Raw genomic sequence first — 11,703 nt, forward strand, 5'->3', positions numbered from 1 at the left:
TTGAATCGCTCTGAGGAATTACGCAACAATGGCGTTGTGAAAAACCCGAGCGAGGATCAGGAAGCACCCGCGGTCGAGCCGACCGCCGGGCAGGCTCCCTCCGCGCCCGAGGCCGCCCCGGCCCCGCGGTCCGCTCATCCCGCCCCGTCGGCACACGACGAGCAGCAGGGAACCCGTAACCGCGTCGCCCGCTCCATTCTCGACCACGGCCCGTCCACCGCGGCCGAGCTGGCGCTGCGCCTGGAGCTCACCCAGGCGGCGGTCCGCCGCCACCTGGACGCCCTGGCCGCCGAGGGCGTCGTCGAGCCCCGTGAGAAGCGGGTCTACGGCGCGCGCGGCCGCGGCCGCCCCGCCAAGGCCTTCGCCCTCACCGACTGCGGCCGGGACGCCTTCGACCAGGCCTACGACCAGCTCGCCACCGACGCGCTGCGCTGGATCGCGCAGTCCGCGGGCGGCGGCGCCATGGGCGAGGCGGCGGTCGCGGCGTTCGCCCGCGCGCGGCTCGCGGCCCAGGCCGTCGGCTACCGCGAAGCGGTCGAGGCCGCCGAGCCGGAGGCCCGTACGCAGGCCCTTGCCGAGGCGTTGACCGCGGACGGGTACGCTGCTACGGCCCGCAGCGCGCCCAATCCCCAGCTCGGTGAACAGCTCTGCCAGCACCACTGCCCGGTCGCCCATGTCGCCGAGCAGTACCCGCAGCTGTGCGAGGCGGAGACCGAGGTCTTCTCCCGTTTGCTCGGGACCCACGTACAGCGTCTTGCCACCATCGCGCACGGTGACGGAGTGTGCACGACCTTCATTCCGAAGGCCGGCGCCGGCAAGGCAGCTCACCGCACCGGTGAGCACACCACAAAGACCACCACAGCATCTGCAAGCACGGCCGGGAGGAACCCCGCATGACGCTCCCCACGGAGACTGCTCACCCCGAGCTCGAGGGCCTGGGCAAGTACGAATACGGCTGGGCCGACTCCGACGTGGCCGGCGCCTCCGCCAAGCGCGGTCTTTCCGAGGCCGTCGTCCGCGACATCTCGGGGAAGAAGAACGAGCCGGAGTGGATGCTCAAGCTCCGCCTCAAGGGTCTGAAGCTGTTCGACAAGAAGCCCATGCCGAACTGGGGCTCGGACCTGTCGGGCATCGACTTCGACAACATCAAGTACTTCGTCCGCTCCACGGAGCAGCAGGCCGCCTCGTGGGAGGACCTGCCCGAGGACATCAAGAACACCTACGACAAGCTCGGCATCCCCGAGGCGGAGAAGCAGCGCCTGGTCGCCGGTGTCGCCGCGCAGTACGAGTCTGAGGTCGTCTACCACCAGATCCGCGAGGACCTGGAGGAGCAGGGCGTCATCTTCCTGGACACCGACACCGCGCTCAAGGAGCACCCGGAGCTCTTCCAGGAGTACTTCGGCACGGTCATCCCGGTCGGCGACAACAAGTTCGCCTCGCTGAACACCGCGGTGTGGTCCGGCGGCTCGTTCATCTACGTCCCCAAGGGTGTCCACGTCGACATCCCGCTGCAGGCCTACTTCCGGATCAACACCGAGAACATGGGCCAGTTCGAGCGGACGCTGATCATCGTCGACGAGGACGCCTACGTCCACTACGTCGAGGGCTGCACGGCGCCGATCTACAAGTCGGACTCGCTGCACTCCGCGGTCGTCGAGATCATCGTGAAGAAGGGCGGCCGCTGCCGCTACACGACCATCCAGAACTGGTCGAACAACGTCTACAACCTGGTCACCAAGCGCGCCGTCGCCTACGAGGGCGCGACCATGGAGTGGGTCGACGGCAACCTCGGCTCCAAGGTGACCATGAAGTACCCGGCCGTCTACCTGATGGGCGAGCACGCCAAGGGCGAGACCCTGTCCATCGCCTTCGCGGGCGAGGGCCAGCACCAGGACGCCGGCTCCAAGATGGTCCACATGGCGCCGAACACCTCCTCCAACATCGTCTCCAAGTCGGTGGCGCGAGGCGGCGGCCGCACCTCCTACCGCGGTCTGGTCGAGATCGGCGAGGGCGCCGCGGGCTCCAAGTCCAACGTGCTCTGTGACGCGCTGCTGGTGGACACCATCTCCCGCTCGGACACCTACCCCTACGTCGACGTCCGCGAGGACGACGTCTCCATGGGCCACGAGGCGACCGTCTCCAAGGTCAGCGAGGACCAGCTCTTCTACCTGATGGCCCGCGGCCTGACGGAGTTCGAGGCCATGGCGATGATCGTGCGCGGCTTCGTCGAGCCGATCGCCCGTGAGCTGCCGATGGAGTATGCGCTGGAGCTCAACCGGCTGATCGAGCTGCAGATGGAAGGCGCGGTCGGCTGACCCGCCACCCGTCCCCACCCCGCAGCACCCTTCTTGACGCAGAAAGCGAGCACGACGACAGCCATGGCTGAGGCTCAGAACATCCCGGCGGGTTCCACGACCACCGGCTCCATCGCGGTGGCCGCGGAGTCCACCGTCGCCACCCGGATGAGCGCCCCGCCGTCCTACGACGTGACGGACTTCCCGGTGCCGCACGGCCGCGAGGAGGAGTGGCGCTTCACGCCGCTCGCCCGCCTCAAGGGCCTGCACGACGGCTCCGCCGAGGCCGGCGGCCCCGACCTGAAGATCGACATCACGGCGCCGGAAGGCGTCACCCACGAGCTGGTCGACCGCGCCGACCCGCGGGTCGGCAAGGCCGGCAAGCCCGTGGACCGGGTCGCGGCGCAGGCGTACAGCTCCTTCGAGAAGGCCTCGGTCGTCACGGTCCCCAAGGAGACCGTGCTGCCCGAGCCGATCCGGATCACCGTGCACGGCGACGGCGGCACCGCCTTCGGCCACCAGGTGATCGAGCTGGGTGCCTTCGCCGAAGCGGTCGTCGTCATCGACCACACCGGTGACGCGGTGCTCGCCGCCAACGTCGACTACCTCCTCGGCGACGGCGCCAAGCTGACCGTCGTCTCCGTCCAGGACTGGGACGAGAACGCCGTCCACACCGGACAGCACAACGCCCTGGTCGGCCGGGACGCCAGCTTCAAGTCCGTGATCGTCACCTTCGGCGGCGACCTCGTCCGCATCCACCCGCGCATCACCTACGCGGGCCCCGGCGGCGAGGCCGAGCTCTACGGCCTGTACTTCACCGAAGAGGGCCAGCACCACGAGCACCGCCTCTTCGTCGACCACGAGGCGACCAACTGCCGCTCCCACGTGACCTACAAGGGCGCGCTGCAGGGCCAGAACGCGCACGCCGTCTGGATCGGCGACGTCCTGATCCGGGCGTCCGCCACCGGCACGGACACCTACGAGCTCAACCGCAACCTCGTCCTCACCGACGGCGCGCGGGTCGACTCGGTCCCCAACCTCGAGATCGAGACCGGCGAGATCGTCGGCGCCGGCCATGCCTCGGCGACCGGCCGCTTCGACGACGAGCAGCTGTTCTACCTGATGGCCCGCGGCATCCCGGCCGACGAGGCCCGTCGGCTGGTCGTCCGCGGCTTCTTCGCCGAGCTGGTCCAGCAGATCGGTCTCCCGGACGTCGAAGAGCGTCTGATGAGCAAGATCGAGGCCGAGCTGGAAGCGTCCTCGGTATGAGCTACGTACGCGCAGCGGCGCTCAGCGAGCTGGAGGAGGACACCCCCAAGCGGGTGGAGATCGACGGCACCCCCGTCTCTCTGGTCCGCACCGAGGGCGAGGTGTTCGCCATCAACGACATCTGCTCGCACGCGAACGTCTCCCTCTCGGAGGGCGAGATCGAGGACTGCTCGATCGAATGCTGGCTGCACGGCTCGAGCTTCGACCTGCGCACCGGCAAGCCGAACGGCCTTCCCGCGACGCGCCCCGTCCCCGTATACCCCGTAAAGATCGAAGGGGACGACGTGCTCGTCTCCGTCACCCAGGAGTCCTGAGTCACCCATGGCAACGCTTGAGATCCACGACCTGCACGTCTCCGTCGAGGCCGAGAACGGCCCGCGCGAGATCCTGAAGGGCGTCGACCTGACCGTGAAGCAGGGCGAGACGCACGCCATCATGGGCCCCAACGGCTCCGGCAAGTCGACCCTCGCCTACTCTCTCGCGGGTCACCCCAAGTACACGATCACCGGCGGCACCGTCACCCTCGACGGCGAGGACGTCCTGGAGATGTCCGTCGACGAGCGCGCCCGCGCCGGCGTCTTCCTCGCCATGCAGTACCCGGTCGAGGTCCCCGGCGTCTCCGTCTCCAACTTCCTGCGCACCTCCGCCACCGCGATCCGCGGCGAGGCCCCCAAGCTGCGGCTGTGGGTCAAGGAGGTCAAGGAGGCCATGGAGCGCCTCAACATGGACCCCTCGTTCGCCGAGCGCAACGTCAACGAGGGCTTCTCCGGCGGTGAGAAGAAGCGGCACGAGATCCTCCAGCTCGAGCTGCTCAAGCCGGCCATCGCGATCCTCGACGAGACCGACTCCGGCCTGGACGTCGACGCGCTGCGCACCGTCTCCGAGGGCGTCAACCGCGTCCGCGAGTCCGGCCAGGTCGGCACCCTGCTGATCACCCACTACACGCGCATCCTGCGCTACATCAAGCCCGACCAGGTCCATGTGTTCGCGAACGGCCGCATCGCCGAGTCCGGTGGCGCCGAGCTCGCCGACAAGCTGGAGGCCGAGGGCTACGAGGCTTACACGAAGGGTGGCGCAACCGCGTGACACAGCTGCCGGGCCTCCTCGACACAGAGGCGATCCGCAAGGACTTCCCCCTTCTGGACCGTCAGGTCCACGACGGGAAGAAGATCGTGTACCTGGACAACGCGGCGACGTCCCAGAAGCCGCGCCAGGTCCTCGACGCCCTGAACGCCTACTACGAACGCCACAACGCCAACGTTCACCGCGGCGTGCATGTGCTCGCCGAGGAGGCCACGGCGCTGTACGAAGGCGCCCGCGACAAGGTCGCCGCCTTCATCAACGCACCGAGCCGCGACGAGGTGATCTTCACCAAGAACGCCTCGGAGTCGCTCAACCTCGTCGCCAACATGCTCGGCTGGGCCGATGAGCCCTACCGTGTGGACCGCGAGACCGAGATCGTCATCACGGAGATGGAGCACCACTCCAACATCGTCCCGTGGCAGCTGCTCTCGCAGCGCACCGGCGCGAAGCTGAAGTGGTTCGGCATCACCGACGACGGCCGCCTCGACCTGTCCAATATCGACGAGATCATCACCGAGCAGACGAAGATCGTCTCCTTCACGCTGGTCTCCAACATCATGGGCACCATCAACCCGGTTGAGGCGATCATCCGCCGGGCCCAGGAGGTCGGCGCGCTGGTCTGCATCGACGCCTCGCAGGCCGCCCCGCACATGGTGCTGGACGTCCAGGCGCTGCAGGCCGACTTTGTCGCCTTCACCGGCCACAAGATGTGCGGCCCGACCGGCATCGGCGTCCTGTGGGGCCGCCAGGAGCTGCTCGAGGACCTTCCCCCCTTCCTCGGCGGCGGCGAAATGATCGAGACGGTGTCCATGCACTCCTCGACCTACGCGCCCGCGCCGCACAAGTTCGAGGCCGGTACGCCCCCGATCGCCCAGGCCGTCGGCCTCGGCGCGGCCGTGGACTACCTCACCTCGATCGGCATGGACAACATCGCCGCGCATGAGCACGCGATCACCGAGTACGCCGTCAAGCGGCTGCTGGAGGTCCCCGACCTGCGCATCATCGGCCCCAGCACGGCCGAGGACCGCGGCGCGACGATCTCCTTCACGCTCGGCGACATCCACCCGCACGACGTCGGCCAGGTGCTGGACGAGCAGGGCATCGCAGTCCGGGTGGGTCACCACTGCGCCCGGCCCGTCTGCCTGCGCTACGGAATTCCTGCGACCACGCGAGCGTCGTTCTATCTGTACTCCACCCCCGCCGAGGTCGATGCCCTGGCCGAGGGCCTGGAGCACGTCCGTAACTTCTTCGGCTGAACACACGCAGCCGGTCAATTGGGCACAGCGGATAAGGACGAGGACTGACTGAGCCGTGAAGCTGGATTCCATGTACCAGGACGTCATCCTGGACCATTACAAACACCCGCACGGGCGCGGTCTTCGGGACGGCGACGCCGAGGTGCACCACGTCAACCCCACGTGCGGCGACGAGATCACGCTGCGCGTGCGCCTGGACGGCGCGAGGATTGAAGATGTGTCGTACGAGGGCCAGGGCTGCTCCATCAGCCAGGCGTCGGCGTCCGTCCTCAATGAACTCCTCGTCGGCAAGCAGCTCGGCGACGCGCAGAAGATCCAGGAGACGTTCCTGGAACTGATGCAGTCCAAGGGCCAGGTGGAGCCGGATGACGCCATGGAGGAGGTGCTGGAGGACGCGGTGGCGTTCGCCGGTGTCTCCAAGTACCCGGCGCGCGTGAAGTGCGCCCTGCTCAGCTGGATGGCCTGGAAGGACGCCACGGCCAAGGCCCTCTCCGAGGAGGCGAAGACCGCATGACCGAAACGACCACCAAGCCGGCCTCGGAGGAAGAGGTCCGCGAGGCCCTCTACGACGTCGTCGACCCCGAGCTGGGCATCGATGTCGTCAACCTCGGCCTGATCTACGGCATCCACATCGACGATGCCAACATCGCCACCATCGACATGACGCTGACCTCCGCGGCCTGCCCGCTGACCGACGTCATCGAGGACCAGGCGAAGTCGGCCACCGACGGCATCGTCAACGAGCTGAAGATCAACTGGGTCTGGATGCCCCCGTGGGGCCCCGACAAGATCACCGACGACGGCCGCGAGCAGCTGCGCGCCCTGGGCTTCAACGTCTGACAGCACCTCAGGACGCGCGCGACACGCGTACTTTGTACCGATACGGCCATGCCCGCCAGGCACACTGGCGGGCATGGCCGTATCGCTGTATCAGATCGCCGTCGACGCCCACGACCTCAAGGGCCAGGCCGCTTTCTGGGCCCGCGTCCTGGGCTGGCGGGTCGTGTACGAGGCTCTCGACGAGGTCGTCATCGGCGCCGACGAACGCGCCCTGCCCGGCATCGTCTTCCTCCCCGTCCCGGAGGTGAAGTCCCGCAAGAACCGACTGCACCTGGATCTGGCCCCCGACGACCAGGCCGCCGAGGTCGACCGGCTCCTGGGCCTCGGTGCGCGCCGGGTGGATGTGGGCCAGGGTGACGACGTGTCGTGGGTGGTGCTGGCGGACCCGGAGGGGAACGAGTTCTGTGTGCTGACGCCCAAGCGGACGCTGGTGGATTAGCGGCCGGCGCCGCTGTCGCGTGCCCGGCGTTGTGTACACCCGTACGCATCGATGCGTACACTCGTACACATGGCCTACATGACCCTGGCAGCGGCGATACTTTCCGAGATCCTCGCGACCACCGCGATGAAATACAGCGCGGGGTTCAGCAAGCTGTGGCCCTCGCTGGGTTCCGCGGCCGGGTATGTGCTCGCCTTCGCGCTGCTGGCGCAGACGTTGAAGTCGATGAGTGTGGGGACCGCGTATGCCATCTGGTCCGGGGCCGGGACGGCTGTGATCGCGGCGATCGGGATGGTTTTTCTGGGGGAGAGCGCCGGTACGCTGAAGATTCTGGGGGTGCTGTTGGTGATCGCTGGGGTTGTGGTGCTGAATCTGGACGGGGCGCACTGATGGCGCGGCGGTATGACCCGGACCGGCGGCAGCGGATCGTCGATGCGGCGATCCGGGTGGTCGGTGAGCGGGGGATCGCGGGGCTCAGCCACCGCGCGGTGGCCGCTGCCGCGGATGTGCCGCTCGGCTCGACGACGTACCACTTCGCGAGCCTGGACGATCTGCTGGTCGCGGCGTTGCGCCAGATCAACGGGGTGTACCTGGGCGACTTCGCGCGGTGGGTGGAGCGGGTCGACCCTGCGGTGCCGCTCGCGGACCAGGTGGCGGAGCTGGTCGGCGAGACGCTGGCCGGGGACCGGGCGCGGGTGGAGCTGGAGTACGAGCTGTATCTGGCGGCGCTGCGGCGCGCTGCGGTCCGGCCGATCGCGGCCGAGTGCCAGGACGAGATGGTGCGGCTGCTCGGGCGGCGGATCGGCGACGAGCGGACCGCGCGGGCCGTGGTGGCGTTCATCGACGGGCTGCTGCTGCAGCATCTGCTGACCGGGCAGCCCTTCGAGGCGGCGGCGGTACGGCAGGGGCTGGCCGGGGTGCTGGCCTGACCCGGGGGCGGCTCGTGCGGCCCTACGAACCCGGTTGTGCGACCGTACGGTCCGGGCCCGATCGCTGAGACCGGTTCGCCTCCGCGGGTGCCCTCCGGTTAGGTTTCCCGCATGACCGATGCTGCTGCTTCCGCTCCTTCCCGTACGACCGGCGCCGTCGCCGCCGGGCTCGCCACCGTCACCCCCGACGGCACCGTTCTCGACACCTGGTACCCCGCGCCCGAGCTGGTCGCCGTGACTGCCGAGGGCCCTGGCCCGGCCGGCACCGAGCGCCTTGAGGACGAGCGCGCCACCGAGCTGCTGGGCGCCGCCGCGCTCAAGGCGATCGGTCTCGACCCGGTCCGCGATGTCGAGGTCGTGGCCGTCCGTACGGTCATCGGCTCGCTGGACGACAAGCCCCTGGACGCGCACGACGCGTATCTGCGGCTGCACCTCCTCAGCCACCGGCTGGTCAAGCCGCACGGGCAGAACCTGGAAGGCCTCTTCGGGCTGCTGACCAACGTCGCCTGGACCTCGCTCGGCCCGGTGGCCGTCGACCAGCTGGAGAAGGTGCGGCTGAACGCCCGCGCCGACGGCCAGCACCTCCAGGTGACCAGCGTCGACAAGTTCCCGCGGATGACCGACTACGTCGCGCCCGGCGGCGTGCGGATCGCGGACGCCGACCGGGTGCGGCTGGGCGCGCACCTCGCCGCCGGCACCACCGTGATGCACGAGGGCTTCGTCAACTTCAACGCCGGCACGCTGGGCACCTCCATGATCGAGGGCCGGATCAGCGCGGGCGTCGTGATCGGCAACGGCAGCGACATCGGCGGCGGCGCCTCCACCATGGGCACCCTGTCCGGCGGCGGCAAGCAGATCATCTCGATCGGCGAGCGCTGCCTGGTCGGCGCCGAGGCGGGCGTCGGCATCGCCCTCGGTGACGAGTGCGTGGTGGAAGCCGGTCTGTACGTGACCGCGGGCACCCGTGTCACCATGCCCGACGGCCAGATCGTCAAGGCCCTGGAGCTCTCCGGCGGCGACAACATCCTCTTCCGTCGCAACTCCACCACCGGCGTCGTCGAGGCCCGCCCGAACAAGGCGGTCTGGGGCGGACTGAACGAGATCCTGCACAGCCACAACTGACGAGCCCCTCGCATCCGGCGAGGTCACGGGCGTGCCGACGGCCCGGCGGGGAGGTTCCCGCCGGGCCGTCGGCATGTGCGGAGCCGGCGTCCGGGGCGAGGTCCGGTCCCTGCGCGGGCGCGGGGCCGCGTGTGCACCGGGCGCGGGAGCGGGGGCCGCTTTGCGCTCCTGCCAAGGGGGCCGCAGGTGGGTCACCATGGCGTGGACGGTGTTCTACGGAACGCGCCGGGAGGCGGCATGAGGCTGGGTAAACCGCTCGCTGTCGGCATCGCGGAGGAAGACAAGCCACCGGCCGGGGAGCCGTTGGCCGAGGAGTGGGGGGCCGGGGCATGGGCGGCCGTACAGCCACTGGACGAGGTGACGGTGCCGGGGACGGGGGAGCCGGGCCTGCCGTTCGTCGGGCCGTTGGTCGCACGATGAGGCTGCGGCTGCCACGGGAGCGCCCCACCTCGCCGCCCCGCGGTTTCAAGCTCGCCAATCCGGTGCTGTCCGAGGACTGCGGCCGGATCGGGTTCACCGGGGTGTCGATCGGCGGGGCGCAGCCGTACGGCGTGTTCGACGAGGCGCGGTGCATGTACGGGCGGCGGCACCGCTGCCCGGCCCTGCGCTGTGACTGCGGCTTCTACTGTCTGCACACCTTTGCCGAAGCGCTGGCCCTGGCCCGGGTGGGCACGCATCGCAGGGCGGCGATCCTGGAGGTCACCGTCCTCGGCGCGTACATCCGCTTCGAGCGCGGGATGCGCTACGCGAGGCAGCGGGTACGGGTGGCGCGCATCGGGCCGTGCGGCTGCGGGCTGCCGCCGGAGGTCTTCGTGGACGCGGGCTGGGGACGGACCGGCTGGCGGGCGCTGGCCGGGGCCTGCAAGGGTTGTGCGGCCGGGCGCGGCGAGGTGAGCTTCGAGGACTTCGTACGGATCGGCGGCGGCCGGCTGCGGGTGCTGCCCGGCCACCGGGAAGGACCGGCCGAGGCCGCGGCGGACCCCGGCGGGGCCGCCCGTGGCGTACCGGAGCCCGCCGCCGAGGCCGGCGTGATGCAGGCCCGGCTCGACCGGCTCCAGGGGCAGCTGGGCCGGCTGACCGGCGGCACATGAGGGAGCCATGGGGGAGACGTGACGGAGTGGGCACGCCTACGTCACCATCTGGTACGGGTGTGCGAGCGCCCCGCCGGACGCCGATAGGGTTGGCCGTATGCGTGATCTTGTAGCGGGGATGCGGTATCTGGGCAAGGGGCAGCGCTGGGTTGCCGGACACGGCCGGTGGTGGGGGTTCGGGCTGATCCCCGCGCTGATCGCCCTGGTGCTCTACGGCGCGGTGCTCACGGCGCTCGCCATCTGGTCCGGCGACATCGCCGCCTGGGCGACACCGTTCGCCGACGACTGGGGCTCGCCCTGGCAGGGTCTGCTGCGCGGGCTGTTCGTCGCGCTGCTGTTCGCGGGCGCGCTGATGCTCTCCGTCCTGACCTTCACCGCCGTCACCCTGGTGATCGGCGACCCGTTCTACGAGTCGCTCTCCGAGCAGGTCGAGAAGGGCGAGGGGCACTGCCCGGAGGGCCCGGACCGGCCGATGTGGCAGGAGATCTGGATCGCGCTGCGGGACAGCGTCCATGTGCTGCTGCGGGCCGTCGTCTTCGGGATCCTGCTGTTCGCGCTCGGGTTTGTGCCGGTCATCGGGCAGACGGTCATTCCGGTCGTCGGTTTCTGCGTCAGCGGGTTCTTTCTCGCCGTCGAGCTGACCTCGGTGGCCATGCAGCGCCGGGACATCCCGGTCCGCGAGCGACTGCGCCTGCTGCGCGGCCGCAAGGCGCTGGCCGTCGGCTTCGGCACCCCCATCGTGCTGCTGTTCCTGATCCCGTTCCTCGCGGTGGTGCTGATGCCGGGCGCGGTGGCGGGCGCGACGCTGCTGGTACGTGACCTCGTAGCGGCCGAGGAGGACGAGCCGGAGGGCGGCGACCGCGGTCAGGACCCGGAGGGAGGGCCGTACGGGCAGGCCGCTCCGCACGGACAGCCCGCCCCCTACGGACAGCCCGCCGCCCCGCACGGCCAGGCCGGCCCGTACGGACAGCCCGCGCCCTACCAGCAGCCCGCCCCCGGACAGCCCGCCGCCGGCGGCGGATTCGGCCCGGCACCCGGGCCGTACCCGCCCCACGAGAGCCACTGAGTCGTCCGACGACAGGAAAACGGCCGCCGCACCCATCGGTGCGGCGGCCGTTCGGCCATCACCGGCCCATCACACGTCCGTCAGGCCTCCCGCGAGGGGGCCCTGAGGTCCTGGGTCCGCTCGGCGGCGGACTCCTCCGGCATCCTCGGCTCCCGCTCGCGGTCGGTGCGCCGCTCCGTGGAACGGTCCTTCCCCGACTTACGGTTCTGCGCCTTCGCCATGGTGACTCCCTTGCTGGGCTCCTGCTCGGCTCGTTGAGCCGGAACGGTGCGTACCAGCCCAGTAGCGCACCCCGGGTGATGCCTGGCGCCCGG

The 11,703-nt window shown here is 69.9% G+C and carries 16 protein-coding genes; 15 read left to right on the top strand and 1 reads right to left on the bottom strand.

Annotated elements, in window-relative coordinates; all coding sequences use genetic code 11:
* Window positions 1-36: 36 nt before the first annotated feature.
* The 15 genes from AB0D04_RS26440 to AB0D04_RS26510 all read left to right on the top strand — a co-directional run bounded on the left by AB0D04_RS26440 (window position 37) and on the right by AB0D04_RS26510 (window position 11,389).
* Window positions 37-897, top strand: coding sequence for an ArsR family transcriptional regulator (locus AB0D04_RS26440; RefSeq protein ID WP_362707924.1), 861 nt, complete (start codon window positions 37-39; stop codon window positions 895-897).
* A complete protein-coding gene (sufB, locus tag AB0D04_RS26445) occupies window positions 894-2,315 on the top strand; it encodes a Fe-S cluster assembly protein SufB (protein WP_127150287.1) in 1,422 nt (473 codons plus the stop codon). Before AB0D04_RS26440 ends, sufB begins: the two co-directional genes overlap by 4 nt.
* A 63-nt stretch (window positions 2,316-2,378) precedes the next feature.
* On the top strand, window positions 2,379-3,563 hold the full coding sequence (gene sufD, locus AB0D04_RS26450) for a Fe-S cluster assembly protein SufD (protein WP_362707926.1): 1,185 nt from the start codon (window positions 2,379-2,381) through the stop codon (window positions 3,561-3,563).
* Window positions 3,560-3,877, top strand: coding sequence for a non-heme iron oxygenase ferredoxin subunit (locus AB0D04_RS26455; RefSeq protein WP_362707928.1), 318 nt, complete (start codon window positions 3,560-3,562; stop codon window positions 3,875-3,877). Before sufD ends, AB0D04_RS26455 begins: the two co-directional genes overlap by 4 nt.
* Before the next feature lie 7 nt (window positions 3,878-3,884).
* On the top strand, window positions 3,885-4,649 hold the full coding sequence (sufC, locus tag AB0D04_RS26460; protein WP_362707931.1) for a Fe-S cluster assembly ATPase SufC: 765 nt from the start codon (window positions 3,885-3,887) through the stop codon (window positions 4,647-4,649).
* Window positions 4,646-5,902, top strand: coding sequence for a cysteine desulfurase (locus AB0D04_RS26465; RefSeq protein ID WP_362707934.1), 1,257 nt, complete (start codon window positions 4,646-4,648; stop codon window positions 5,900-5,902). Before sufC ends, AB0D04_RS26465 begins: the two co-directional genes overlap by 4 nt.
* A 55-nt stretch (window positions 5,903-5,957) precedes the next feature.
* Window positions 5,958-6,416, top strand: a complete 459-nt coding sequence (gene sufU / locus AB0D04_RS26470) for a Fe-S cluster assembly sulfur transfer protein SufU (RefSeq protein WP_362707937.1) — start codon at window positions 5,958-5,960, stop codon at window positions 6,414-6,416.
* Entirely contained in the window at window positions 6,413-6,742 is a 330-nt protein-coding gene (locus tag AB0D04_RS26475; RefSeq protein WP_030069228.1) for a metal-sulfur cluster assembly factor, read from the top strand. The genes sufU and AB0D04_RS26475 overlap by 4 nt, the downstream gene beginning before the upstream one ends.
* A 73-nt stretch (window positions 6,743-6,815) precedes the next feature.
* Window positions 6,816-7,181: a VOC family protein gene (locus tag AB0D04_RS26480; protein ID WP_362707940.1), complete on the top strand. Its 366-nt coding sequence runs from the start codon at window positions 6,816-6,818 to the stop codon at window positions 7,179-7,181.
* 69 nt (window positions 7,182-7,250) lie between these two features.
* On the top strand, window positions 7,251-7,571 hold the full coding sequence (locus AB0D04_RS26485) for a multidrug efflux SMR transporter (RefSeq protein ID WP_362707942.1): 321 nt from the start codon (window positions 7,251-7,253) through the stop codon (window positions 7,569-7,571).
* Window positions 7,571-8,110, top strand: a complete 540-nt coding sequence (locus AB0D04_RS26490) for a TetR family transcriptional regulator (protein ID WP_362707944.1) — start codon at window positions 7,571-7,573, stop codon at window positions 8,108-8,110. Before AB0D04_RS26485 ends, AB0D04_RS26490 begins: the two co-directional genes overlap by 1 nt.
* A 111-nt stretch (window positions 8,111-8,221) precedes the next feature.
* Window positions 8,222-9,232: a 2,3,4,5-tetrahydropyridine-2,6-dicarboxylate N-succinyltransferase gene (gene dapD, locus AB0D04_RS26495; protein ID WP_362707946.1), complete on the top strand. Its 1,011-nt coding sequence runs from the start codon at window positions 8,222-8,224 to the stop codon at window positions 9,230-9,232.
* Between the two features lie 237 nt (window positions 9,233-9,469).
* The gene (locus tag AB0D04_RS26500) at window positions 9,470-9,652 is read left to right on the top strand and encodes a hypothetical protein (protein ID WP_362707949.1); all 183 of its coding nucleotides are present in this window, start codon (window positions 9,470-9,472) and stop codon (window positions 9,650-9,652) included.
* Window positions 9,649-10,323 carry a hypothetical protein gene (locus AB0D04_RS26505; RefSeq protein ID WP_362707951.1) on the top strand — a complete coding sequence of 225 codons (675 nt, stop codon included), beginning with the start codon at window positions 9,649-9,651 and terminating at the stop codon, window positions 10,321-10,323. The genes AB0D04_RS26500 and AB0D04_RS26505 overlap by 4 nt, the downstream gene beginning before the upstream one ends.
* Before the next feature lie 97 nt (window positions 10,324-10,420).
* Window positions 10,421-11,389: an EI24 domain-containing protein gene (locus AB0D04_RS26510; protein ID WP_362707954.1), complete on the top strand. Its 969-nt coding sequence runs from the start codon at window positions 10,421-10,423 to the stop codon at window positions 11,387-11,389.
* An 80-nt stretch (window positions 11,390-11,469) separates the two neighbouring features.
* On the opposite strand, the gene AB0D04_RS26515 is transcribed toward AB0D04_RS26510, so the two are convergent.
* Complete coding sequence (locus tag AB0D04_RS26515) at window positions 11,470-11,610, bottom strand: hypothetical protein (RefSeq protein WP_362707956.1); 141 nt, start codon at window positions 11,608-11,610, stop codon at window positions 11,470-11,472.
* Between the last annotated feature and the right edge of the window lie 93 nt (window positions 11,611-11,703).

It is taken from the genome of Streptomyces sp. NPDC048483 (assembly GCF_040651455.1).
Lineage (GTDB): Bacteria > Actinomycetota > Actinomycetes > Streptomycetales > Streptomycetaceae > Streptomyces.